This window comes from Motiliproteus sp. MSK22-1, assembly GCF_001968815.1.
Classification (GTDB): domain Bacteria; phylum Pseudomonadota; class Gammaproteobacteria; order Pseudomonadales; family Balneatricaceae; genus Motiliproteus.
The window spans coordinates 1-25,652 of sequence record NZ_MIEQ01000049.1 but is presented as its reverse complement, the minus strand read 5'-3'; the positions used below and the strand labels follow the sequence as shown (position 1 = coordinate 25,652).

At 47.7% G+C, this 25,652-nt stretch carries 25 protein-coding genes; 18 read left to right on the top strand and 7 right to left on the bottom strand.

Features of this window, described 5'->3' with window-relative positions; all coding sequences use genetic code 11:
• The first annotated feature begins 11 nt into the window (after window positions 1–11).
• The 6 genes from phnD to BGP75_RS14960 all read left to right on the top strand — a co-directional run bounded on the left by phnD (window position 12) and on the right by BGP75_RS14960 (window position 5,656).
• Window positions 12–1,064, top strand: a complete 1,053-nt coding sequence (gene phnD / locus BGP75_RS14985) for a phosphate/phosphite/phosphonate ABC transporter substrate-binding protein (protein WP_076719651.1) — start codon at window positions 12–14, stop codon at window positions 1,062–1,064.
• Between the two features lie 192 nt (window positions 1,065–1,256).
• Window positions 1,257–2,504 carry a glycerophosphodiester phosphodiesterase family protein gene (locus BGP75_RS14980; protein WP_076719650.1) on the top strand — a complete coding sequence of 416 codons (1,248 nt, stop codon included), beginning with the start codon at window positions 1,257–1,259 and terminating at the stop codon, window positions 2,502–2,504.
• 111 nt (window positions 2,505–2,615) lie between these two features.
• Window positions 2,616–3,383 (top strand): phosphonate ABC transporter ATP-binding protein, encoded by a 768-nt coding sequence (gene phnC, locus BGP75_RS14975; RefSeq protein WP_076719649.1) that lies wholly within the window; start codon window positions 2,616–2,618, stop codon window positions 3,381–3,383.
• Window positions 3,371–4,186, top strand: a complete 816-nt coding sequence (gene phnE / locus BGP75_RS14970; protein WP_076719648.1) for a phosphonate ABC transporter, permease protein PhnE — start codon at window positions 3,371–3,373, stop codon at window positions 4,184–4,186. Before phnC ends, phnE (BGP75_RS14970) begins: the two co-directional genes overlap by 13 nt.
• Window positions 4,187–4,209: 23 nt before the next feature.
• Complete coding sequence (phnE, locus tag BGP75_RS14965; RefSeq protein ID WP_076719647.1) at window positions 4,210–5,007, top strand: phosphonate ABC transporter, permease protein PhnE; 798 nt, start codon at window positions 4,210–4,212, stop codon at window positions 5,005–5,007.
• 43 nt (window positions 5,008–5,050) lie between these two features.
• Window positions 5,051–5,656, top strand: a complete 606-nt coding sequence (locus BGP75_RS14960; RefSeq protein WP_076719646.1) for a histidine phosphatase family protein — start codon at window positions 5,051–5,053, stop codon at window positions 5,654–5,656.
• A gap of 118 nt (window positions 5,657–5,774) precedes the next feature.
• Here the strand turns inward: BGP75_RS14960 and BGP75_RS14955 are convergent, their stop codons facing one another.
• Both BGP75_RS14955 and BGP75_RS14950 read right to left on the bottom strand, forming a co-directional pair.
• Entirely contained in the window at window positions 5,775–6,680 is a 906-nt protein-coding gene (locus BGP75_RS14955) for a U32 family peptidase (RefSeq protein WP_076719645.1), read from the bottom strand.
• A gap of 20 nt (window positions 6,681–6,700) precedes the next feature.
• Window positions 6,701–7,699 (bottom strand): peptidase U32 family protein, encoded by a 999-nt coding sequence (locus tag BGP75_RS14950; RefSeq protein WP_076719644.1) that lies wholly within the window; start codon window positions 7,697–7,699, stop codon window positions 6,701–6,703.
• Window positions 7,700–8,022: 323 nt separating this feature from the next.
• Between BGP75_RS14950 and mobA the strand changes: the two genes are divergently transcribed.
• On the top strand, window positions 8,023–8,673 hold the full coding sequence (gene mobA, locus BGP75_RS14945) for a molybdenum cofactor guanylyltransferase MobA (protein WP_083704843.1): 651 nt from the start codon (window positions 8,023–8,025) through the stop codon (window positions 8,671–8,673).
• Between the two features lie 67 nt (window positions 8,674–8,740).
• Here the strand turns inward: mobA and glp are convergent, their stop codons facing one another.
• Both glp and moaB read right to left on the bottom strand, forming a co-directional pair.
• Window positions 8,741–10,021, bottom strand: coding sequence for a gephyrin-like molybdotransferase Glp (glp, locus tag BGP75_RS14940; protein ID WP_076719643.1), 1,281 nt, complete (start codon window positions 10,019–10,021; stop codon window positions 8,741–8,743).
• Entirely contained in the window at window positions 10,018–10,566 is a 549-nt protein-coding gene (moaB, locus tag BGP75_RS14935) for a molybdenum cofactor biosynthesis protein B (RefSeq protein ID WP_076719642.1), read from the bottom strand. The genes glp and moaB overlap by 4 nt, the downstream gene beginning before the upstream one ends.
• A 109-nt stretch (window positions 10,567–10,675) precedes the next feature.
• Here moaB and BGP75_RS14930 point away from each other — a divergent pair, with 109 nt between their 5' ends.
• Window positions 10,676–11,038 (top strand): Rieske 2Fe-2S domain-containing protein, encoded by a 363-nt coding sequence (locus tag BGP75_RS14930; protein WP_076719641.1) that lies wholly within the window; start codon window positions 10,676–10,678, stop codon window positions 11,036–11,038.
• Here the strand turns inward: BGP75_RS14930 and sfsA are convergent.
• A complete protein-coding gene (sfsA, locus tag BGP75_RS14925) occupies window positions 11,004–11,708 on the bottom strand; it encodes a DNA/RNA nuclease SfsA (protein WP_076719640.1) in 705 nt (234 codons plus the stop codon). The two genes, BGP75_RS14930 and sfsA, sit on opposite strands and share 35 nt — an antisense overlap.
• A 305-nt stretch (window positions 11,709–12,013) precedes the next feature.
• On the opposite strand from sfsA, the gene dksA reads away from it, so the two are divergent.
• The 10 genes from dksA (at window position 12,014) to BGP75_RS14880 (ending at window position 23,625) form a co-directional block, all read left to right on the top strand.
• The gene (gene dksA, locus BGP75_RS14920) at window positions 12,014–12,445 is read left to right on the top strand and encodes an RNA polymerase-binding protein DksA (RefSeq protein WP_076719639.1); all 432 of its coding nucleotides are present in this window, start codon (window positions 12,014–12,016) and stop codon (window positions 12,443–12,445) included.
• A 153-nt stretch (window positions 12,446–12,598) separates the two neighbouring features.
• Complete coding sequence (gene gluQRS / locus BGP75_RS14915) at window positions 12,599–13,534, top strand: tRNA glutamyl-Q(34) synthetase GluQRS (RefSeq protein ID WP_083704842.1); 936 nt, start codon at window positions 12,599–12,601, stop codon at window positions 13,532–13,534.
• Between the two features lie 5 nt (window positions 13,535–13,539).
• Window positions 13,540–13,716: a hypothetical protein gene (locus BGP75_RS27225; protein WP_198939370.1), complete on the top strand. Its 177-nt coding sequence runs from the start codon at window positions 13,540–13,542 to the stop codon at window positions 13,714–13,716.
• A complete protein-coding gene (locus BGP75_RS14910; protein WP_076719638.1) occupies window positions 13,706–16,615 on the top strand; it encodes an ATP-binding protein in 2,910 nt (969 codons plus the stop codon). The genes BGP75_RS27225 and BGP75_RS14910 overlap by 11 nt, the downstream gene beginning before the upstream one ends.
• Window positions 16,616–16,638: 23 nt before the next feature.
• Window positions 16,639–18,099, top strand: a complete 1,461-nt coding sequence (locus tag BGP75_RS14905; protein WP_076719637.1) for a sigma-54 dependent transcriptional regulator — start codon at window positions 16,639–16,641, stop codon at window positions 18,097–18,099.
• A 524-nt stretch (window positions 18,100–18,623) separates the two neighbouring features.
• A complete protein-coding gene (locus BGP75_RS14900) occupies window positions 18,624–20,108 on the top strand; it encodes a polynucleotide adenylyltransferase PcnB (protein WP_076719636.1) in 1,485 nt (494 codons plus the stop codon).
• Window positions 20,105–20,638, top strand: a complete 534-nt coding sequence (gene folK / locus BGP75_RS14895) for a 2-amino-4-hydroxy-6-hydroxymethyldihydropteridine diphosphokinase (protein ID WP_076719635.1) — start codon at window positions 20,105–20,107, stop codon at window positions 20,636–20,638. Before BGP75_RS14900 ends, folK begins: the two co-directional genes overlap by 4 nt.
• A gap of 11 nt (window positions 20,639–20,649) precedes the next feature.
• A complete protein-coding gene (gene panB, locus BGP75_RS14890) occupies window positions 20,650–21,444 on the top strand; it encodes a 3-methyl-2-oxobutanoate hydroxymethyltransferase (protein ID WP_076719634.1) in 795 nt (264 codons plus the stop codon).
• Window positions 21,444–22,295 carry a pantoate--beta-alanine ligase gene (gene panC, locus BGP75_RS14885; protein ID WP_076719633.1) on the top strand — a complete coding sequence of 284 codons (852 nt, stop codon included), beginning with the start codon at window positions 21,444–21,446 and terminating at the stop codon, window positions 22,293–22,295. Before panB ends, panC begins: the two co-directional genes overlap by 1 nt.
• 151 nt (window positions 22,296–22,446) lie before the next feature.
• Entirely contained in the window at window positions 22,447–23,625 is a 1,179-nt protein-coding gene (locus tag BGP75_RS14880) for an acetyl-CoA C-acetyltransferase (RefSeq protein ID WP_076719632.1), read from the top strand.
• A gap of 129 nt (window positions 23,626–23,754) precedes the next feature.
• Here the strand turns inward: BGP75_RS14880 and BGP75_RS14875 are convergent, their stop codons facing one another.
• Both BGP75_RS14875 and BGP75_RS14870 read right to left on the bottom strand, forming a co-directional pair.
• Window positions 23,755–25,116, bottom strand: a complete 1,362-nt coding sequence (locus tag BGP75_RS14875) for a hypothetical protein (protein ID WP_076719631.1) — start codon at window positions 25,114–25,116, stop codon at window positions 23,755–23,757.
• A gap of 337 nt (window positions 25,117–25,453) precedes the next feature.
• Window positions 25,454–25,652: transposase (locus BGP75_RS14870; protein ID WP_198939369.1), on the bottom strand; the 199-nt coding region annotated here is incomplete at its 5' end.

Below are 25,652 nucleotides of genomic sequence, written 5' to 3'. Positions count from 1 at the left end.
GGATAAGAATAATGCCAAATAAACTCCTTACCAGCCTTCTGCTCTCCGGTTCTTTGCTACTGGGGGCATCTGCTGCTCAAGCAGATAATTGCAACCACCGGGGCGTACTTGACGATAAGTTCTGTGATGAAAACAAGGACCTGGTAGCCGACTCACCAAAAGACTCCTCCAAATGGAGAGATCCCAGCACTCTGGTCTTCACGTACACCCCCGTAGAAGATCCGGCCGTTTATAAAGACGCCTTCTACGAGTTTCAGAAGCATTTAAGCGACATCACCGGCAAAAAAGTCATCTACTACACAGTACACTCAAATGCTGCCGAGGTTGAAGCGATTCGATCGGGTCGATTACACATTGCCGGATTTTCCACTGGCCCTACAGGCTACGCAGTCAACCTGGGTGGTTATGTTCCTATTGCGGTCAAAGGGACCGCAGACGCTTTTCAGGGTTATAACCTGATTACCATTACCCGTAAGGATAGTTCCATCAAGACCATGGAAGACCTGAAAGGCAAAATGGTGGCCCACACCTCAGCTTCCTCCAATTCCGGTAACCTGGCACCACGGGCACTGTTTCCTGATCTGGGTATAACACCTGACAAGGATTACACCGTTAAGTACTCCGGTAAACACGATCAGTCCATCATGGGAGTTTTGGCCGGCGACTACGACGCAGCCCCCGTCGCATCTGATGTGTTTGATCGGATGGTGACCGGTGGCCGTATCAAACGTGATGATTTTCGTATCATCTATACAAGTCCGCGTTTCCCGACTTCTGCCTTCGGTTACGCCCATGACCTTCACCCGGATCTGGTCAACAAAATTAAGCAGGCGTTTTCTTCATTCCGCTTCCCGGAAAAAATGAAGGAAACCTTCAACGGTGCTGACCGTTTCTATCCAATTACCTATAAAAATGACTGGGCAGTTATTCGAGACATTGCTCACGCGACAGGTACCGCTTACACCAAAAAAGGCCTGAAAAAGCTAGCCGAGAAAGATGCTGCCAAAGCGGCTAAGAAGCGTGCTAAAAAACTCGCTGCTGAGGCTGCCAAGACAAACGGATAATCATTTCTGTCAATTAATGGGAACCCGTCACGCCTTCCACCAGTTAAACCCTGGTCTTGTCGGTTTCCAGCGCAACAAATCCTTAACAACTGATCAGTATTGTCTTTGCCGTGGCATCTTGAGCCTATCGGTCATGGCCGCACCATTCTGCGGCCCCAATATTGATCATTTATTGAGTACAGGTTAAATCCTATGATTAGATTTACTCGGACAGTACACACGCTAGCCAGCCTTAGTCTGCTGGCAGGCCTGAGCCAGGGAGTTCTGGCAGGAACCTCAAGTCATGATGAAAAGGTTGCCGCTCAGCTCGGCCCTCGCCCCTTTTTTCTCATAGACTCCATGGAAGCCAGCCCCCTGAAAGATAAACTGTCACAATGCAAGAGCAACAGCTTTTATCGTAGCGATCTCTCAATCGGGCATCGCGGTGCCCCTTTGCAATTCCCTGAGCACACCAGAGAATCCTATATTGCCGCCGCTCAAATGGGTGCAGGAGTCCTGGAGTGTGACGTAACCTTTACCAAAGACAAAGAATTGGTATGCCGCCACTCCCAAAAAGATCTGCATACTACGACCAACATTCTGACCATCCCGGAGTTGGCAGAAAAATGTACTGTTCCGCCGGATTTCAATAGCGAAACACCCTTTAAAAATGTCGAATGCCGGACCAGCGACATTACCTTAAAAGAATTCCTCTCTCTGAAAGGGAAAATGGACGCTGGCAACCCTGATGCCAAAACATTAGAAGAATACATGGCAGCAACGCCTAACTACCGTACTGATCTGTACTCCACTGACGGAACCTTACTCAGCCATAAGCAAAGTATCGCCCTGTTTAAAGAGCTTGGAGTCAAGATGACACCGGAACTCAAGAGAGCGGCGGTTGAAATGCCCTACCAAGGGAACTACAGCCAGCAAGACTATGCTCAGCAAATGATCGATGAATATAAAGAGCTGGGAGTCGACGCCCGTAATGTTTATCCACAATCTTTTAATATAAAGGATGTGCAATACTGGATAGCTAACGAACCTCGCTTTGGTGATCAAGCCGTTTATCTGGATGGTCGTTACGACAACGAGCAATTTGACCATAAAAATCCTTCAACCTGGTCTCCGACGATGGCGGAGCTTAAGTCACAGGGTATCGAAATCATCGCTCCACCCATGTGGATGCTGGTCACGATAGAGAACGGTAAAATTTCACCCTCCACCTATGCTAAAGAAGCACAAAAAGCAGGACTCGATATCATCACCTGGACTCTTGAGCGTTCCGGCCCCTTGGCTAATGGCGGAGGCTGGTACTACCAGACCACAACAGAAAGCATCGATAACGACGGTGATACCTTCGAGTTACTGGACGTTTTAGTTAAAGATGTTGGCGTCATCGGCGTGTTCTCAGACTGGCCGGCGACGGTCACCTATTACGCAGGCTGCACCAGCTGATCCATCCGGCTCCAGCATGGCTCTGGAGCCACACTAACCACGGAATAATACCCGGATAGCAGCGGCCACTTTGGCTGCTGCAGGGTTATCTATTGTTTGCAGGAAATAATTATGTCTTCAACTCAATCCTTCCTTGAGATCAAAGGGCTCAAGAAAGAGTACGTTGTCGGAAACCCGATTCTGAAAGGTATCGACGTCACGATTAACGAACCAGGCATTATTGCCATCATCGGCCCATCAGGCACCGGGAAAAGCACTCTATTGCGCTGCATTAATCGATTGATCGACCCGACTGAAGGGGAGATTATTTTTGACCAGTCAGATCTCTGCAAAGCGAAGGGACAGCAATTACGGAAACTTCGTCGACAGGTTGGAATGGTCTTTCAGGAGTACAATCTGGTTGAGCGCCTGAGCGTTATAGAAAACGTACTGACAGGCCGTCTCGGCTATATGTCGGCCTGGCAAGCCTGGCGGCGAAAATTCAGCCAGCAGGACATAAATACCGCTTTTGAACTGCTGGAAGCAGTGGGGCTGACTGAACACGCCGCTAAACGAGCCGATAGTCTATCCGGCGGTCAACGCCAGCGGGTCGGCATTGCTCGAGCAGTAATGCAGGATCCTCATATTCTATTGGCGGATGAACCAACCTCCTCGCTGGACCCTAAAACAGCGGTCGAGATTATGGAGCTGTTGGAACGCTTTGCTCTGGAAAAGAATATTCCGGCACTGGTTAATATCCATGATGTCACTCTGGCCCGCCGCTTTGCAAAACGTATGATCGGTATGTCAGAAGGCAAGGTAGTCTACGACGGCGGTCCTGAGGGCATCACTGATGACCACCTGAAACAGATCTACGGAGGAGAATCATGGCTGGTTTAAATTCCATCGATATCAAACCATCGATAACTCAAGACCGTGAAAACCCCTTTAAGCGCAACTGGTTGATCACATCCGCCTGGCTGCTGTTGGCGGCTTACCTGATCTACTCAGTCAATGCAATGGGCCTGAGCTGGGAGCGAATCAGCAGTGGGCTGGGCTACGCTGATAAGCTTCTTGACAAAATGTTCCCCCCTAACTTTAACCGCTGGGAGTTGCTGCTCAACGACTTAGCTGAAAGTTTGGAAATTGCCATTATAGCCAGTGTCGCAGGCATCTTTTTGTCACTGTTTTTCGGCCTGTTTGCGGCCCGTAACCTGATGCCAAACTGGGTCAGTATACCCATGCGCGGCTTTATCGCCATTTGCCGGACTTTTCATCCGGTAATCATTGCTATTTTGTTTGTAAAAAGTGTCGGATTTGGTGCACTGGCTGGAATTCTGACGCTGATAGTCGCCTCGATAGGATTTATCGCTAAGCTATTTGCTGAAGCCATCGAAGAAATATCCCTCAAACAGGTAGAGGCCATTCGCGCAACAGGAGCAGGTTTTGTCAGTGTCATTTTATTTTCAGTGATGCCTCAGGTTTTCTCCCGCTTCCTCGGTTTTTCCACCTATCAGCTGGATTCCAATCTGCGCAATTCCACAATGGTGGGGATCGTCGGTGCGGGAGGCCTGGGAGGCACGCTTTTCTCAGCCTTCCAGCGTTTCGATTACGACTTTGTTGCCGCAATCCTGATCACCATCATAGCGCTGATTATGTTAGGCGAGTTCCTCTCCAATATAGTCCGACGGATCTTCAGATAATCAGCTCAGCGGGGAAATTTCAGATGAATACCATTAACCACCACTGGCAGCGTTTTACCCTGAACCAGAAGCTGTCCCGTTACGCCGTTTATTTATTGTTGATCCTGTCGTTAGTGCAGTCTGTTCGAACCGTCGAGGTGATCCCGGAGTTCTTCTTTGATGCACCAGAACAGATGGCGGATTTGTTTGCCCGTATGTGGCCAATTGATTTCGCTTACTACCCAATATCTGTTCATGATGCGATGGTTGAAACCCTGAATATCGCCACCTTGGGAACACTGATAACACTTATCTTTGCCATTCCTTTAGCCCTGATGAACGCCAGTAATATCGTGGCCTCTCCCTGGAGTCACTGGATTGCTCGATTCTTTCTGGTGTCTTCACGTTCAGTGAACTCTTTGGTCTGGGCGCTGCTGTTTGTAGCCATTTTTGGCCCGGGGATTATTGCGGGGGTTTTGGCTATCGCCTTTCGCTCAGTTGGCTTTGTGGGCAAATTGTTAGGAGAAGCCATTGAAGAGATCAACATGGGGCCAATCGAGGCACTACAGGCGACGGGAGCTTCCTGGATGTCCATTTTACTGAAAGGCTATTGGCCGCAGATACTACCTGCATTTTTCAGTATCGTACTGTTCCGCTGGGATATCAATGTACGTGAATCTGCTGTCTTGGGTTTAGTCGGTGCTGGCGGGATAGGAGTCGTGTTGAACGATGCTATGAACCTGTTCGAATGGCAGCGAGTGTCTATGGCTTTAGTCGCTATTTTCGTGATCGTTATTGTTGCCGAGATAGTTGTCGTCAACATTCGTAAGCGATTGATCTAAAAACCTATACACTAAAACTCTTAAACTTTAAGGGGTCAAAAGAATGGCGGTATTCACAAACAGTTACTATCTTATGCGACATGGCCAGAGTGAAGCCAACGTCGCTGGAAAGATTGTCAGTGATCCCGCCATTGGGTGCCAGCACTTTGGTCTCACCGAACAGGGTCGGCAACAGGTTGTGAATGCTATCAAGAATTACAACGCAGATCCCATCAGCATCATTATCAGCTCTGACTTCCTGAGAACCCGCCAGACAGCTCAATTGGCTGCGGAGATTCTATCCTTGCCTTTCCCGCTATTGGAGGTTGCTTTACGGGAACGCTTCTTTGGCAATTGGGATGGTCAATCAGACAAAAACTATGAACTCATCTGGCAACAGGATAGGCAGGGAGCACCCCAATCAGTTAATGGAGTTGAACCCACTGAGCAAGTTCTTGGGCGGGGACTCAAACTTCTCCACAAACTGGAAAACTCTTATTGCGGAGAAACTCTACTACTGGTCTCCCATGGAGACATGCTGCAAATTCTACAGACCGCCTTTGCCGGTAAAAAAGCCAATCAGCATCGCTCACTTTGCCATCACCAAACCGCTGAAATCAAGCCCTTGGTACTCAGGGGAGAATGCTTTCCTGAAAACTGGTCATTCTAGAAAACAGCCAAAAGCATAGACTTCATTTGAACAGCGCCTGCCTTATTGGACAGGCGCTTCAGCTAATGCTTATCCACAGAACCACCTGAACCCAGGAAAGCGTTCCGGATACCTGCAACTACTCCGCGTAAGTATTAACCAGGCCAGCATCTTTATACCAATAGCCATTAACGGCATCTGCTGGGATAGCCAGAATCTGCTTAGATTCACCGTCGATGACACTTCTGAATTGCTCGATTACTTCTGCCATGCCCTCTTGTTGCGGACTCAAACGTACGATATCCACACCGATACGCTTCATTTCTTCAACCTCAGGTAACAGGTTATAGACTTGGCCCGACATCGTCTGAATACCGTTGATCGTAAATACGGATTGGTCTTCCTGACTGGTCATCGGTAAACCTTGAGGATAATCCAGGCAGACAAACTGACAGTTATCTTTAGGCAGGTTTTTCGCCCGGGCGGTGAAACAACGGGCAGAATAAGCCAGGGGCAGGTAACCATAACTAAAGACCTCAGTTTCAATCTGGTCAGCAAACCCAAGCTTCTGGGCATCCGTCAGAATATCGGCCAGCGTTTCGCCAGAAAGTTCCACCGGCATAACCCAGCGCTGAAGACCCTGCTTGTATAAGCTTTGCAACGTATAGGCATTGTAAATATTGATCGCAGAGCCACTGACAAAAGGCAGCTTGCGTTCAGCCATTGCCTGAACTGCCCCCATATCGTTGGCTTCAACCAGCAACTCACCATTGTCACAGAGACGGCGTAATGTCTTCAGCTCTGATTCAGCTTCAATCAAAGCCAATGTAGATAACACGACCTGCTTACCACCAGCAGCCAGCTCCTTCGCTAAATCAATCCATTCCTGGGTCTTTAATTCCCGTCGCTTGGAGCACACAGCTTCACCCAGATAGATAATATCCAGAGGTTGCTCCAACATCTGTTGATAAAAATCACAGGTATCTTGCCGTGGCCAGAAAAATAAATTACTGCCGAGTGACAACTGCGTTTTATTGGTCTTCATAAATCGATCTCCATCACGCACTATTGCCAAGGGCGAGAATATGCTCCCAGAGTTGTCTGGGAACCTTCTGATACATTATCCAGCGCTGCCATCCATTCATATTTGGCGGCATATCTCTGGGGATCAGCCGTAAAAGAATCCAGAGCTTCACGCCAGACTTTAACGACCTGTTCAACATAGGCGGGACTGCGTTGACGACCTTCAATTTTCACAGCTCGGACGCCGACTTCCTTCAGCTGTGGCAGCAACTCCAATGTATTAAGACTTGTTGGCTCTTCCAGGGCGTGGAAAGTATTACCTTCTACTTGGAACCGCCCCTTGCACAAGGTCGGATACCCTGCTTTCTCACCAGGTTTAAAGCGATCAATCAAAATATTATTCAGCCGGGTTTCCATGCCCCCATCAGCATGCTCCTCCCAGCGTACCGCGTGAGCAGGGGAACAGGCACCACAGGTATTGGGAGACTGGTCAGTCATGTAAGAGGAAAGGTGACAGCGCCCTTCTGCCATAATACAGAGACTTCCAAAAGCGAACACTTCAAGCTCTACCGGGCTTTGAGTGGCCAGCTGACGGACCTGCGCCATGGAAAGTACTCGTGGTAAGACAGCCCGGCGAATGCCAAAGTTCTGCTGATAAAACTTTAAGCTTTCATAATTGGTTGCTGAACCCTGTACCGAAAGATGCAACCCCAGCTCAGGATGCCGATCGGCAGCATAACCCAACACCCCCATGTCTGCTCCGATCAGGGCATCAACGCCAAGATCCGCAGCAAGATCAACCGCACGTTGCCAACGCGCCCAACCTTTCGGCTGAGGATAAGTATTAATGGCCACAAAAACCTTCACACCGCGATCCCGGGCATAGTCCAGCGCGCGATAGGCTTTCTTGTCGTTAAAATTCAATCCTGCAAAATGGCGGGCATTGGTATCATCTTTAAAACCGATATAAACCGCATCGGCACCATTATCTACAGCGACCTTTAAAGAGGGATAATTCCCCGCCGGACACACCAGCTCCATGAGCTTTACCTGCTGAATAAATTATCAGTTATGAGAGGTGGAAGGATGTACCCGAACCCCACGAAAAATCGCCACTCTAGCAATAGAAACCGGGCGGGCAAATGATACGAATCAAGTTAGAACCCAGGTCATAAAGGTAGACTTTCTTTTCCAGTGATTGACATCTATCAACGTCGTACTACGATGACAACGATAAGATGTACAAGGCCCTTAGGGCAGATGAATAAAAATCAATGAGTGATGTCTGTTAAGATAACAACCAATCTGCCACAGCCCCTCGTAAACTGCGTAATACAAGCGACCATAGATAACCAGACCGCCTGATGGAACGAATTCAGTTCCTGTCGGACGAAATGCTACTAGCCCAATTGCAGATCCCGAATATGAGCTGTACACAAAAACTGCCGTTAAGTATTCTGATACTCGCTGGAGGACGCGGAAGCCGAATGGGTGGACGGGACAAAGGATTAGTCGAGCTTAACTGCCTGCCGTTTATTGAACATGCGCTAAACGTTTCCCGTCCCTTCAGCGATGATATTATCATCAGCTGCAATCGCAATCAGGATCTCTATCAGCATTACAATGAGAACATCGTACAGGATGAGCAACGGGACTTTCCTGGCCCCTTAGCAGGTATTCTTGCGGGGATGGAAAAAGCAAGGCATGACGCCTTGTTGGTCTTGCCCTGTGATACTCCAATGATCCCGCTGGATCTTCCTCAGCGCTTATACGAGTCTTACCTGAACAACCCCCTGGGTGTCAGTCTGGTACACGATGGCGAACGTCGACAGCCTTTGCATGCAATCATGCCAACGGCCCTTAAAGAAAGTCTGCGTGAGTTCCTGGCCGCTGACCATCATGGAGTATTCCGCTGGTACAAGCAGCACCCGATTGCGGAAATAGAGTACAAAGGACAGGCCCAGGCCTTTACCAACATTAATCGCCTGGAAGAACTCCAGGCGATTAATCACTAGAAGAACATGACGACTCGACAGATTTAGAGTTGAGTTTCATAACCCTGACGTTGGGTGCCGGAAATCCTCAATTCATCACTTCCGAAAATGGTACAAAGTCAACTTCATCCCCTTCAGTCACCGCGGTATTCGCAGGAATAATGGCATAACCATTCGCCCAAACAGCTGATGAAAGTACACCAGAACTCTGATTAGAAAACGGTTCAATACAGGGTTTACCGTCCTTAGAGGTCAACCGGGCTCTCATAAACTCCTTTCGGCCCTGAGCCTTGCGGGTGAGCATCACTGGTGCCCGGTAACTGATCGGCATCAACTCTGTAGCCCCTTGCATTTTCAGCAAAAAGGGACGAGCAAGGATGTTAAAAGAAACCAGCACTGCGGCGGGATTACCCGGAAGTCCGAGGAAAGGCTTACCCTGCACTTCACCATAGGCAAAAGGCTTGCCTGGTTTGATAGCAATGCGCCAGAGATTCAGACTCCCCAACTTCTCGACTGAAGCCTTAACATGATCCTCCTCACCGACAGAAACACCACCACTGCTAATCACCACATCGGCTTCTTTAGCCGCACGGCTCAGCGCTTCGTCGGTAGCCTCAGGGGTATCAGCAACGATCCCCAGGTCAACCATTTCCATTCCCAGGCCGTTAATCATGCCTGTCAGGGTGTAGCGGTTGGAATTATAAATCTGACCGGGAGCCAGAGTTAAGCCGGGCTCAATCAACTCATCACCGGTTGATAAAATAGCGACTTTCAGTGGTCGATAAACAGACAGTTCGCCAATCCCAACACTGGCTAATACGCCTAAATGCTGGGGTTGCAAACGTGTTCCGGCAGGCATAATAACTTCACCCTGGCGGATATCCTGACCCAACAACCGTATATTCTGTCCCTTTTCCTGTATCGAAGGCAATTGAACCGCTGATTCACCATTGATGGTAAGTGGATTACCCTCAGAGGTGGTCGTTTCACAATCTTCCTGCTTAACAACGACGTTGGCCCCCTCAGGAATTTTTGCACCGGTAAATATACGAGCAGCTGTTCCTGGTTTTAACGGCTCAGGGTCTGCGCCTGCCGGTACCCGTTGACTAATAACCAGTTGACTAACTGCATCGGAGCCCAAAGAATCAATATGCAAAGCATAACCATCCATTGCACTGTTATCATTTGGAGGAACATCTACCGCCGAGTGCTGATCTTCGGCAAGAATTCGGCCCAATGCCTGAGCAAGCGTTACTTGAATAACAGGCTGTCCAGACTCCTCCGCACTGGTAGCCGCATCCAGCAACTGATCCAACGCCTGTTCGTAAGCCATCATCCCGGGTGAGTCACATCCACAACCGCCACTCATGACCGTGTCTCACAAGCAGTATCAACAGGGGCTAAGGCGACCATCTCAACAAAATTGCAAGGTCTGTGACGGGCATCCAGCTGACTTTTGATAATTTCATCCCAGGCAGTTTTGCAGGCATTTGGGGATCCAGGCATACAGAAAATAACGGTTCGATTGGCTATGCCGGCCAGCGCACGTGACTGAACAGTGGAAGAGCCGATTTGCTGGTAAGAGACATGTCTGAACAGCTCGCCGAAACCTTCCACTTGTTTGTCAAACAGCGGAATCATAGCCTCAGGTGTGTTGTCACGAGAGGTGAAACCGGTTCCACCGGTTAACAGAATGGCCTGAACATTATCATCAGCAATCCATTGAGAAACCTTAGCTCGCAATTTATAGACATCGTCGATAACAATGGCACGATCTGCCAGTTTATGCCCCTCTGCTTCAAGACGATCGATTAAGGCTTGACCAGAGGTATCAGTCTCCAGGGTTCGGGTATCTGACACCGTCAGGACGGATATATTCAGAGGTACAAATTCAACATTCTTATGATGGGCCATCGTTACTCCAGAAAATGCTACGAACTCAATAACGGATTGCTTTGATTGTGTCAGCCCTCGATGTTGGAGACAATACTGTAATTTGATTTAAGCCAACTGGGGACTATTCGTGCAACTGCTTTGTCAACTTGATGATATCAAAGAGGGACACTCCCGTGGCTTTAATATCGGTGATATCGCGATTATTGCCATTATAAAAGAGCAGCAACTCTATCTCTATCGCAATCGCTGCCCTCATCGCGGTATCAATCTGGAATGGCTACCCGATCAGTTTCTGGATGCTGATCGTCAGTTAATCCAATGCGCCACCCACGGTGCCCTGTTTCTAATCCATAGTGGTCAGTGTGTACAGGGCCCCTGCCTGGGCCAAAGCCTGGAAGCCATACCTTTTACGGTCAGTGAAGGTGCAGTATTTATCGATCTCAAAAGCGATCAGCCTACAGACACACCTCGATTGGATAGCGAAGACTGATCGATTCGCTATCAATCTCTGCCCTGTAAGCATAGATTTCAACACCAGCAGTGACCGCTTCTCTCAGTGTTTCTCCATAAGCAGGGTCCAGATCATCTGCGGGACTGACCCGCTCGATACCGGTGTGAGCGACACAATAAAGCAATACCGCACGGTCACCGGCAGCAGCGACTTTCATCAACTCCCGCAGATGCTTTCTACCTCGCTCAGTCACAGCGTCAGGAAATACGCCAAGACCATCCTCGCGTAAGAGAGTTACATTCTTGACCTCCACATAACAGCGTCCCTGCGGCCCTTCCAGTAACAAATCGATGCGGCTACCTTCTTCCCCATACTTCACCTCAGTCCTCAGGGATTCATACCCTTGTAGCTCAGAAATTATCGCGTTATTGATCGCCTCTTTTGTCAAAGCATTAGCCCGCCCTGTATTCACACAAGCCAGGAACTGCTCCTCAACCTCGACCAGCTCCCAACTGTGCGGGTACTTCCGTTTCGGATTGCCAGAATCCCAGAACCAAACCCGACTGCCCTGATCACTGCAGTTTTTCATTGATCCAGTATTCGGACAATGAATCGTAATCACCTTATCCTCTGAGTGTTCAACATCTGCCATAAAGCGCTTATAGCGCCGAACAAGTTTCCCCTCCTGAAGAGGGTGTTCAAATTTCATTTAATTCTCCATGTAATCTACGACTGATTGAACCCTTCTTTGCATGTAAATCTAATACTAATGTACAAGTCGTAAAAATTGGTCTAGAAATACAGTGTTGTGTAAAAAGTTTATATAAATAAAAGCGCTTACGAATTAATTGAATTTGATGCTGGCACAATGAAATCAGATCTGGTAGTTTCTTGCGCCTAATTTCCTCACGGGTTCTGAGGAAAGGGTAAACCAAATTGTCCGACACTTGGTCTGGATAATTTTGCAAAGATGCAGCAACCGCCGCATGGGCTAAGAAAAAGCGAGGCAGTACTATGCCGGATACAAAAGAGTCTCTCCTGAAGCATTACGTTCCTTATGAAATGAAGGACGGTGAAGAGTATATGAATGAAGCGCAGAAGCAGCACTTCAGAAACATACTCCATTCCTGGAAGCGTGAGCTAATGGAAGAAGTTGATAGCACCATCAGCCATATGCAAGAAGATGCAGCAAATTTCGCCGATCCAAGTGATCGAGCAAGCCAGGAAGAAGAGTTCAGCCTGGAGCTGCGAACGCGAGACAGGGAGCGTAAGCTCACCAAAAAAATTGGTGAAACATTAGAGTTAATAGAAAACGATGAATATGGCTTTTGTGAGTCTTGTGGGATAGAAATCGGCATTCGCCGCTTGGAAGCTCGTCCCACTGCAACACTTTGTATTGATTGTAAAACACTGGCTGAAATCAAAGAAAAACAACTGGGCAGTTAACGCAAGCTCTGTACCGACTCACTATGCCATGCAGCAGATCGGTACAGAAACTGTTTTCTTTGGAGCATCAAGTGACTGGAGGTTGGGCGAGCGCCCAGAATATCTGCCACTTGAACTAACGAACGCGGGTATTGATGCACCTAGTGCAGTGCCATGGTCATTTCCTACAAGCCAGCCAATACAGAAGCGCATCAAACATGGCCGGTAAGAACAGCCTATAAGGGTCGTTTTGCCCCATCCCCGACGGGCCCCCTTCATTTCGGTTCATTACTTGCTGCTCTTGCCAGTTTTTTGGATGCCCGCAAAAATCAGGGAATCTGGTTGGTACGCATGGAAGATCTGGACCCTCCCCGGGAAATCCCCGGTGCTGCAGACCAGATTTTAAGAACACTTGAACAGTTCGGTCTGCTCTGGGATCAGCAAGTTATTTATCAAAGTGATCGCTACCAAACCTACCAGGCCATAATTGACCAGTTACTAAAAGCGGGACATGCCTACTACTGTAGCTGCTCCCGGCAGATGATTGCTCAACGCGGCGGAGTTTATGACGGATACTGTCGAAGCCGGCAGTCTCATCTACACGGAATAACAGCCATTCGCCTTAAAACTGATAACTGCGCAATTACCTTCAAGGATCAAATTCAAGGCCCGCAACGGCAACAATTAAGTCCCTATTGTGGCGATTTTGTAATTCGACGAAAAGATAAACTCTATGCCTACCAACTCGCCGTCGTCTGTGATGATGCAGCCCAGGGCATCAGCCATATTGTACGAGGCAGTGACTTACTGGATTCAACACCCAGGCAACTATATTTGCAACAACTACTCGGTTATCAGCAACCCTGTTATGCTCATATCCCGATAATGGTCAACAGCCAGGGGCAAAAACTAAGCAAACAGACTTTCGCCACTGCGTTGGACCCCCTGCATCCAGAAAAAAAGCTTTATCAAGCCTTGAAGGTATTAGGCCAGCAGCCACCGACAGCATTACAGGGAGCACCGATAGACAACATATTAGACTGGGCAATAGAAAACTGGTCCTTAGGAGCAGTACCAAGCAGATTAACCGTTGAACAGCAAGAGATCTGAATTATATGTACATCTATCGATTGGTATCGACCATCGTCATTGGTACTTACTTGCTTTCTCCGATCATTGTTGACAGCTGGGCCGATGCCGATAAGAGTTGGTATCGGCCGTTCGTTTTCTGGTTTTTATTGATAGCCACCACTGCCTGGCTGGAATACCGCAGAGGTCAGAATGAACTTTAGTCTGGGTCAGTTATTTCTGGTTGGCTTCACCTATCTGCTGTTCCTGTTTGGTACCGCCTACGTTACCGACCGTGGCTGGCTTCCCAGCAAGCTGGTCCGTCATCCGATTACTTATGTATTGTCACTGGGAGTCTATGCCAGTGCCTGGACATTTTACGGTGCAATTGGATTGGCACATGATTACGGTTATGGATTTCTTATCTCTTATTTTGGTGCATCAGCTGCATTTATTCTGGCCCCCATTCTTCTTATACCCTTGTTAAGAATCACGCGAACCTATCAGCTCAGCTCAATCGCAGATTTGTTTGCTTTCCGGTTCCGCAGCCAACATGCGGGAACCTTTGTCACTCTGCTCATGGTCTTAGCATCTTTGCCACTGCTTTCCATACAAATTCAAACAGTTACAGACACCATCCATATCCTCAACAATGAAGTATCTGCTGACCGGATTGCCTTTGTCTTCTGTGGCCTGATTGCCGCCTTCGCCGTATTGTTCGGTGCCCGACATCCCTCTATTCGTCAAAAGCACGAGGGTCTCGTTGTTGCCATGGCAGTAGCATCGCTGATCAAGCTTATTGCCCTCAGCGCTTTAGGCCTTTATTGTCTGTTGGTTGTTTTTGGGGGGAATGACGGCCTGGAAAGCTGGCTGGCAGAAAACCAGAGTACCCTGAACTTTCACTACTCGCCCATGGAAGATGACGCCTGGCGAACCTTATTGCTGGCCTTTTTTACCTCAGCCATAGTCATGCCGCATATGTTTCATATGTTGTTTACAGAAAACCTGAACCCTAAAGCACTATCAAAAGCCAGCTGGGGAGTGCCACTCTTTCTGCTGGTTCTCGCTATTGCCATTCCTCCTATTCTCTGGGGTGGAATAAAGCTTCAGCTCGACAGTAATCCCGAATACTTTGGTCTCATTCTGGGTATCCAGCAGGGATCACCCACTCTAACAGTCATCGCCTTTATCGGCGGTCTATCTGCTGCGAGTGGAGTGCTGATAATCAGTGCCATTGCGCTTTCCGGTATGGTCATTAATCATATATTTCTACCTTTCTACCAGAATCATGGTAATAACCATCTCTACCAGCGTTTGATCTGGGCTCGTCGGGCAGTGATCTTTGTAATAACGCTACTAAGCTTCCTGTTTTATATGCTCATCGCCAGAGGAAACGAAGTATCACAGTTGGGGCTAGTTGCCTTCGTCGCTTTTATGCAGTTCCTGCCGGGACTTCTGGCAACTCTGTTTTGGCCTGGCGGAAATCGTCTGGGCTTTGTCATCGGTCTGACTACCGGAATCGGGATATGGCTGGTAACCATGCTGGTCCCCCTGCTGGGAGACAGTAACCACACCCTCGGGTTTGATCTCGGAGCAACCCCCTGGCATCTGTCCGCCGTCTATTCCCTGGCGGCCAATGTAGGCATCTTTCTACTTATATCCATGTCATTCAAACCCAGTAAGGAAGAACTACACGCCGCTAACTCCTGCGCCCTTAACGCATTACACCGCCCCCAGGGTGAGCAGTTAGCAGTCACCAACGTTCAGGAGCTGGTCGATCGACTGTCCCCGCGCATTGGAATAATCGCCGCATGGCGTGAAGTCAGACAAGCGCTGGATGACCTGCAACTTCATGAAAATGAAATTCGTCCAAAGGCCTTAGGCCAGCTCAGAGATCGTTTGGAAATCAACTTGTCAGCATTACTAGGGCCCGTTGAAGCAATAACCCTTCTAGCACCAGACAAAGGGTCAGAGGATGCTGATTCATTTCGAAACAAAAATATCCACCTGCTGGAAAATAATCTTGAGCGCTATCATAACAGGCTATCAGGACTTGCAGCTGAATTGGACGAACTTCGCCGCCACCACCGTCAAACCTTACAAAAGCTCCCGATTGGTGTCTGTTCCGTTGGACGGAACAAAGAAATTCTACTCTGGAACACGGAGATAGAGCGTTTTACGGGTATCGAAAATGCTCAGGCTATAGGCCAGGAGCTATCCTATCTACCTCCCCCCTGGGGAGAACTGTTACTAAGCTTTGCCCAGCAAGATCACCCTCATCTTCATAACGAAAAAGTTATGTTAGGTGGCTCACCCCACTGGTTCTCATTACATAAAGCGGCCATTGATGATCCCACCCAGGAGGGGTTCTGTAGTCAGGCAATTTTGCTGGAGGATCAAACAGAAACTCAACTGCTTGCAGACGAATTGGTTCATAGTGAGAGACTGGCTTCCATTGGCCGCCTTGCTGCCGGTGTTGCCCATGAAATCGGAAACCCCATCACCGGCATCGCATGCCTTGCTCAAAATCTGCATTATGAAACCAAGAATCCCGAAGTTTTAGAGGCCGGTGAACAAATTCTGGAACAAACAAGGCGAGTAGATCGTATTGTAAAATCTCTGATGAACTTTGCCCATGCAGGTAACCACAGTACTCTCAAAGAACACAGGTTATTCTCGATCAACGACAGCATAAATGACGCAATCAGCCTGGTACGTTTACATGAGCGCGGAAAACAACTCAACTATCTTAATTTGTGTAAATCAGAGCATCAAACGTTGGGAGACCCGCAACGGTTGCTTCAGGTATTTGTTAATCTGCTCAACAACGCAGCAGATGCCTCTGAGCCCGGAATGACAATTCGCATTGATTCCCGACAAGAAAGTCATAGCCTTATTGTCACCGTTGAAGATCAGGGCACTGGCATACCCGCAGAAATTCAGAAACAGTTATTTGAACCTTTTTTCACCACAAAAGAGCCTGGCAAGGGCACTGGCCTGGGGCTGGCACTCGTATATAGCATTGTCGAAGAGCACTATGGCAGTGTGCAGATTGAAAGCCCAGCCGATAAAGCACAAAATAGAGGCGTTAGGGTAGTACTCAAGCTCCCCAACCCCCAATGACCGAATCGGTTGGATAATATTTCATGACCCAGATCCTGATCGTTGAAGACGAAACTATAATCCGCACGGCTCTACGACGCCTACTTGAACGTAATAACTACCAAGTCAGTGATGCAGAGTCTGTTGATCAGGCCTTGGAAAACTACAAGCTTGAAGATTTCAACTTAATTATTACCGATTTGCGCTTGCCTGGACGCTTTGGTACAGATCTCATCAATCTGGCAACAAATACCCCGGTATTGATCATGACCAGCTACGCCAGTATGAAATCTGCCGTCGATGCCATGAAACAGGGAGCCGTGGATTATATTGCCAAACCCTTTAATCATGACGAGATGCTAAACACCGTCAATAACATTATTGTTCAACAGGCAAACCTCGCATCTCAACAGCAACAAGAAAAAGTAACAGCAAGCGCCCCACCAGAAGCAAACCAGCAACCTGGCGCCATAGGTGGTACGAAAATGCTGGGGGAAAGCCGCCCCATGCAGGATCTTTACCGCCGTATTCAAAAAGTTGCGCGAACAGATGCTACGGTACTGATCCAAGGTGAATCAGGAACAGGTAAAGAACTTGCAGCAAGGTCGATTCATGAGCTGAGCCCGCGGAGCCAGTCCCCGATGATCTCTGTAAACTGTGCAGCAATTCCAGAATCACTGATAGAGTCTGAATTATTTGGTCATGAAAAAGGAGCATTTACAGGTGCAGTAAACACCCACAACGGTTTGATTGAAGCAGCAGACACCGGAACACTGTTTTTGGATGAGATAGGCGAACTGCCCCTAGAGGCTCAGGCACGTTTACTTCGTGTGCTACAGGAAGGAGAAATTCGTAAAGTCGGATCGGTTAAACCGATGACCGTCGATATTCGTCTGATTGCAGCAACTCACAGGGATCTTAAAGCCCTGACTCGTAGCGGACAGTTTCGGGAGGACCTGTTTTACCGGCTTTATATTATGGAAATCAGGATGCCACCCTTACGAGAGCGTGGTAAGGATATTCTTAGTCTGGCAGAAAGTTTTCTGAAACGAAACTGTAATCGAATGCATCGACCAGTAATGCATTTCAGCAATCAGGCACGTCAAATTATGCTGCAATACTCTTGGCCCGGCAACGTCCGAGAGCTTGAAAATGCTGTGGAACGGGCCGTCATTCTCTGTGAAGACAACGAAATAAGCCCCGATTTACTGAGCCTGGAAACAGAAACCAGCGACCTTGCCCGCTTAGAAGCCAATGTCAGTCGTCACTCTGGATTTAGCCACAACCCAGGCTCTCTGCCTAGAGCCAGTGATCATCAGCATAATTCAAGATCTCAAGAGACACGCTCACCGGATCTTTCACTAGAAGATTATTTCCAGCGTTTTGTACTCGAAAACCAGGATAAAATGACCGAAACAGAACTAGCAAAACGCCTGGGTATCAGCCGAAAAACACTTTGGGAGCGCCGCCAACGATTAGGAATTCCACGAAAGGCTCGAAGCTGATCCCACACGAATGTTACCTTTTTACACATAAAGTGTTACCCAAACGGGGTAACGAAGTAACAAGAGCCAATAATAATTAGATAAGCACCAACCCAGAAAACAACAATCTAATTAGTTATCAGCAGGTTAGAAACACTGGCACAAACTCTGCTATATAGTTACCAATAACAACAAAAATGCGCTGACAGCTGTGATTCAATAAAAATAATAAGGGTCACAGCTTGATTGCAACGCCTCTCAATAAAAATAAAAATTGGGGCACCCGCTGGTCATTTTGGTTAACTGAACATTCCTGATACGTATTGCTTGGCAACAAAAATAAAAATTACCAATCACAGCGTGACAGTGCAGATTCAGAAACTGGGTGACCAGCTCCTCCTTTCTCTCTCATTCCAATAAGCAATATCTATCCAAGTCTTTGAAGACATCAGCTCTTCGCACTGCAACATTGGTTATTTTCTGATCCCAGTGGTATCATTCCGCCTTTTTGGCGAAACCTCAACCCTTACTGAATCGAAACAACCATGGGCTCAAACTCTACACTTGGCATTATCATTGCGCTCTTGCCTATCGCGATAATTGTTCTGGTTTTTTACTGGAACTTACGGGGCCATCCTGAGACAAGCGATCTGCCGGACAATACAGATGACACAGACTCCAATGATAACGGCCCTCAGATGCAGATAATTTCTCGAGATAGACATCCTGTTTCTCGTAAAGACTTGAGCGACAACGCTCTTAAAGTACTTTATCGTCTTAAGGATGCGGGCTACGAAGCATATCTGGTAGGGGGTTGCGTTAGAGATGTAATGCTTGGAAAACACCCTAAGGACTTTGATGTATCCACAGAGGCGACTCCAGAACAAGTCCACGAACTCTTCCGCAATTCCAGACTGATTGGTCGGCGCTTTAAACTTGTTCACGTCCGTTTTGGACGAGAGATTATTGAGGTTGCCACTTTCCGAGCCTCCCATAATTCTCAAAGTAATACTAAGCCAAACTCAAAAGGCAAAGACCGCGAACAACAGGGCAAGCAAGCTGAGTCAGGCATGATCTTGAGGGACAATGTCTATGGAAATGTCCACGAGGATGCCATACGACGTGACTTTACGGTAAATGCTCTCTATTACTCAATTGAAGACTTCTGCATCCACGATCACGCAAATGGCGTCGCGGATCTGCAAAATCGAACACTGAGAATGATAGGAGATCCTGAATCCCGTTATCGTGAGGACCCGGTAAGAATGATTCGAGCCGTTCGCTTCGCTGCCAAACTTGAATTCACCATAGAACCCAAGACTGAAGCCCCCATACGTCAGCTGGCACCAATGCTTGCAGACATCCCTGCAGCTCGATTATTTGATGAAGTACTAAAGCTATTTCTTTCTGGACAGGCTGTAACTACCTATCGCCTGTTAAGGGAATTCAACCTTTTTTCTCCTCTTTTCCCGGCAACCGCACGGATACTGGACAAGCAGGCCAAACACCCTGATGACAACTGTTTTGCCGAAGCTCTTATCGTGCAAGCCCTGATCAGTACTGACCAACGCATAAAACGTGGACAAAGTGTTACTCCCGCTTTTCTTTTTGCAGCCCTGCTCTGGCACCCACTACAGGAGCGCATAGAGAAATGCCGCCAGAAGGGCCTCCCTCCTATTCCTGCTTTACATCAAGCTGCCCAGGAAATCATTCAGGAACAAGGAAGAGCGACATCGATTCCAAGGCGCTTTAGCACACCAATGCGTGAAATCTGGGATATGCAGTATCGTCTACCACGCCGTTTCGGTCGTCGTGCTGAACAAATAGCCGAGCATCCTCGATTTCGTGCGGCCTACGACTTCTTACTGATGCGCGAAGGTAGTGGTGAGGACCTTGATGGCCTTGGCGACTGGTGGACCCGCTACCAGAGCGCAGATCAAGAACAAAAGCTGGAACTAGTAAGAACGCTTGACAAGCCAAGGTCCAAGCGTCGCCGTAACCGCCGTTCAGCACCGGTGACGAAATCATGATTAGTACGGAACAATTAGCCTACATAGGAATAGGCAGTAACCTGAATAATCCTGTGGAGCAGGCCAAACAAGCATTAGCCGAATTATCGACTATAAATCAGAGCGAGCTGCTGGCTCACTCCAGCCTGTATCGCAGCGATCCTGTGGGCCCTCAGGATCAGCCAGATTTTATTAACGCAGTAGCATTACTGCGTACCCGGCTGAGTCCAGAGCTGCTCCTTGATGAACTCCAATCCCTTGAAAAAGCTCATCAACGTGTCAGAAAACAACACTGGGGGCCTCGTACGCTTGACCTAGACATATTGCTGTATGGTAATCAAACCATTGCAACACCACGTTTAACCGTGCCACACCAGTTTATTGGCGAGCGCAGCTTTGTGCTATACCCTTTAGCTGAAGTAAATCCTGAAATAATCCTTCCAGACGGCTCAAAGCTGACGGATCTCTTAGTCAACTGCCCTATGGGAACTCTTGAACGGCTACCACAGCCCGATAAGGGCTTTCTAACCCAAGCCTGCAAACCTGAGTAGATGCATAGATTATGAAGAATATTACCCTGCATACCCTTGCTGAGATGAAGTCAGCAGGAGAGAAATTCAGCTGCCTAACAACATACGATGCTTGTTTTGCTCAACTGGTCAGCAAAGCGGCAATTGAAGTCATTCTCGTTGGTGATTCACTGGGAATGGTTCTTCAGGGCAACGACAGCACACTACCTGTTACTCTTGAAGAAATGGCATATCACGTCGCTTGCGTAAAAAAGGGAAACCAAGGGGCGCTGATTATGGCTGATCTGCCTTTTATGAGCTACGCAACTGTCGAACAAGCAATGGATAGCTCCGCAGCACTTATGCAAGCAGGCGCCCAAATGGTAAAACTTGAGGGTTCAGCCTGGTTATCAGACACTATTTCAGCTCTTAGCGAACGAGGAATACCCGTCTGTGCACACCTGGGCCTGACACCTCAAGCGGTCAACAAGCTAGGAGGATATAAAGTACAAGGACGTGGTGAAGATAACGCCAGCTCCATGATAGAAGATGCAAAAAAACTGGAGGCAGCTGGTGCCAGCATTCTGCTCCTTGAGTGCGTTCCAAGTAAACTGGCAAAATCTATTACTGAATCAGTGGAGGTTCCTGTTATAGGAATTGGAGCGGGGGCAGATACTGATGCACAGGTACTTGTTCTTCACGACATGCTGGGAATTAGTCCAGGAAAAAACCCTCGATTCGTAAAGAATTTTATGGAAGGTGCTGATTCTATTCAGGCAGCGATAGAAAACTACGCAAACCAGGTGAAAAGTGGTGAATTTCCTGGTCCAGAGCATGGCTTCGAATAATGGAAACTATATACGAAATAGCCGCACTTCGGGATGAATTGAAAAACATTCGCATGGCCGGAAAGAAGATCGGCTTTGTTCCTACTATGGGCAATCTTCATGAAGGCCATATAAGCCTGGTACACGAAGCTCTTAAGCAAGCAGACATCGTTGTTTCCAGTATCTTCGTTAACCCATTGCAGTTCGGGGCTAACGAGGACCTGGATAACTATCCAAAAACATTAGAAAACGATCAACAACTGCTGGAAGACAATGGCTGTCACATACTATTTACCCCATCAGTCAAAGAAATGTATCCAAACGGTCAAGGCATTGAAACAATTGTTGAGGTACCAGCTCTTTCCAACACTCACTGTGGAGCAAGCAGGCCTGGACATTTCCGTGGAGTTGCAACGGTTGTAACCAAACTTTTTGGCATCGTACAGCCCGACTTTGCCGTTTTTGGTATGAAAGATTTTCAGCAACTTGCAGTCATACGGAGAATGACCGCCGACCTTTCACTCCCCGTTGAAATCATTGGTGTTCCTACGGCTAGAAACAGCAAAGGACTTGCCTTAAGCTCCAGAAACGGGTATCTGGATAACGAACAACTAGACATTGCAACCCAGCTATTTGCCACCCTGAACTGGCTAAAAGAGCAGATAGAGGGAGGCGACAGTGATTATTCAGCACTTGAAGAAGCAGCAAACAAACGGCTTGAAGATAATGGATTTAGCCGGGACTATGTACATATTTGCAGTCAAAGCGAATTACTACCAGCTAATGAAAATGACCAGGATCTGGTTATTTTAGCTGCAGCGCAACTAGGCCCTGCCCGCCTCATAGATAACTTAGCGTTTAGTCTAAGTTAACGCTACAAGCCACATAACCGCACTTTAAACTAGCAGATGAAATTGATACAACCATTGGCTGTATAAATTTCATCCGTCTAGACTGTTGCAGCGCGACACAGTTTTATCTATGCTTGATCGCTCTTCTGCAGTTTAAACAACGAGGCATGTTATGCGTGATGTCGTAATTGTTGCAGCGGGCCGTACGGCCGTCGGTGCATTTAATGGATCTATATCTTCAATACCCGCCAGTGACCTTGGCGCCATCGTCATCAAAGGTCTGTTGGAAAAATCAGGCGTTGCTCCAGAGCAAGTTGACGAAGTTATTCTAGGACAAGTACTAGCTGCAGGATGTGGCCAGAACCCTGCACGTCAAGCCGCCATCAATGCGGGCCTGCCTCACAGCACACCAGCACTAACAATCAACAAAGTTTGTGGCTCCGGACTTAAAACCGTTGCCATGGCCGCCCAAGCCATAGCCCTTGGCGATGCAGATATTGTTATTGCCGGCGGCCAGGAAAGCATGAGTCTTTCTGGCCACTATCTGCCCAAATCACGAAACGGACAAAAAATGGGTAACTGGAACATGGTTGATACCATGATTACAGACGGCCTTTGGGACGCTTTCAACGATTATCACATGGGAATTACCACTGAGAATATCGTTGAAAAATATGGTTTCAGCCGTGAAGATCAAGACGCATTTGCTGCAGCCTCACAAAACAAAGCAGAAGCAGCCCAAAATGCAAACCTGTTTGCTGAGGAGATTATTCCCGTTGTTATTCCTCAACGTAAAGGTGATCCAGTAGTATTTGATCGCGACGAACAGCCTCGCGCCGGTGTTACTGCAGAGTCCCTGGCAAAACTTCGTCCGGCTTTCAAAAAAGACGGCACTGTGACTGCAGCAAACTCTTCCACAATTAACGACGGTGCAGCCGCTGTGATCGTATGTAGCGCTGAGAAAGCAAAAGAGCTTGGCCTGGAGCCTCTAGCGACAATCAAAGCCTATGCTAATGCAGGTGTAGACCCTAGCATTATGGGTACGGGCCCAATCAAAGCTACTCAGAACTGCCTGAACCGAGCTGGCTGGACTGTTGATGATCTGGACTTAATAGAAGCCAACGAAGCCTTTGCCGCTCAAGCCATGTCTGTTAACAAAGATCTTGAATGGGACACAAACAAGGTTAACGTGAACGGTGGAGCTATCGCACTAGGTCATCCAATCGGCGCTTCCGGTTGCCGAATTCTGGTTTCATTGCTGCATGAAATGGGACGCCGCGATGCTAAAAAAGGCTTAGCCACTCTTTGCATCGGTGGCGGCATGGGCATTGCTTTGGCTGTCGAACGTTAGGAGCAGGAAGAGCTATTCCCGGCTGATAAACATCCAGCCAAACAGAAAAGGGAGCACTGTGCTCCCTTTTTCTTTTATAATCCTTTATTTATAAGGATAAGGCATTTTTATAAAATGATAATGCCATTTTCAGCGAAGAACCTTTACACGCAGAATATGATCGAAAACAACGGGCATTTCGATAAGGCCACTACCGACTCGCCGACGTAACTCCAAGCGACTTGCGAGTACTTTAACGATCTCCCCTTCAATTCGATGGCCGTTATGAGTGTCTATCTGCACTTGAGATCCCAAGTAGTTCTTAAGATCATTAATAGAAGTTGTCTCATAAGTCATTTTCGGCTGTTCAGGAAGACTCACAGAGGCCTGAGTATCCAACCCTGAAGCAATGCCCGCCTCTGAGTCAGAAGAGGCTGATGACGCGCTCTGTCCAGAACTGGTTTCATTTCTATTCTCACCGACTACAATGTCATCCTGCTGTGATTGCCCATTCTGAAAACCTGATGCAGGCTGATCCCAGGTTAACTCCACTGGAGTTATTGGTTTTCCATTCACTTCAAGATGCACATTAAGAGACTTCAGATGCTCGTCTGGAGATTTCATCATAACCTCCTGCATCCCAATAGGCTCCGGGGTAGAGACCACTATTCGAGCTTCACCTCCGGCGGTTAGAAACTGTCGATAGCCTTCAACCAAAGAGTCAGAAAACACAAAACCTAACTGTCGATATTGCTCCGCAGTCAGCTCGACATGTCGATCAATAAAGCTTGGAACAGTTTCACCATTAATCTCAGCACAATACGCTATTTTCTTTTGGATAAATGAATCGTCTCTGTAGCTTATATCGATACCCCCTAACCTGGGTATAAGTTGAGTTAATTGCGCCCTTTCCAGCGAGGAAATTCCTAGATCTATATCACTACTGATTTCCATACTGGCACTGTCCTCAGTAGCCACCTCCGTTCTAACAGTCAGGTATTCACTTTCAGGACTAAACAGGTAAGACATTTTTATATCTGAGGTTAATGAGCTGTATCCTAGCTTTTGTAAAAGCTCAATTCCCTGCAGCTCGGATTTTTCGCAACCCGGAAAGGACTCGTTAAGTCCTACTGATTGCTCGACCAGCTGGTTTGCTATTTCAGCTCCTAAATTTATGACTATCCCATTAACCTCAAAACCCAACTCATGAGGAAGATCACCTTCATCAAATGGAGTCCCCAGTTTAATAAAATAAAGCCAATTATCACTTAACACGCGAATACTACCGATTTTTACAAAATCGTTGCTTCCCAGCGGATAGATTCGAACATTATTTATACCAGCATGGCCTGCAAAGCTGGTTTCAATTGAATCGTACTGAATATCGACAAATGGCGCTGCCTGCACAACCACCTGATCAACAAATCGTTTCACTTGATACCAGAAGTATCCCTTAACAGCAGCAAAGACCAAAAGAGGTATAAGCAATGGAAACAGTAAACTTTTTTTCATATTAAATAAGCCGCTAGTTTAACCAAGTGGAATACGAATAATCGAAGCAGAGCGAATATATATACATTGACTGTAGAACAAACCCCGTACGGGATCAAAAACTATGTAATATCTAAGCGATATTAGAATTCAGACCCTTCTTATATCTGAATAAAAATAAGAAACAACAGCATAAAATTCCAGATATAAAAAAGCCCCGTCCGCAAGGACGAGGCTTTCTCGGTTAGGCGCTTGGCGATGGAAGTCCTACAGGCGTACAGGCTGTAGTCGCAAAATCGGGCCAGAGCATGCTCTGGACATTTCCGTTTTTGCCCTGCTCTCACGCAACTTATCGCCACTAACAAAAAACCCCAATACAACGTACCGGGGATTTCTTTGGTAGCGGTTTTCGCCCTGGTTTCTTACGCTGATGAGTGGGCACCTGGATCTCACCTTCTGCCGCTTCGATCTCGGCGATGCCATCCTCATCGGGCCACTCTTGCTCTGCTTCGTTAAAAAGTCCCAACTGATCAGGGTCATGCTTCTCGCTGGAAGAG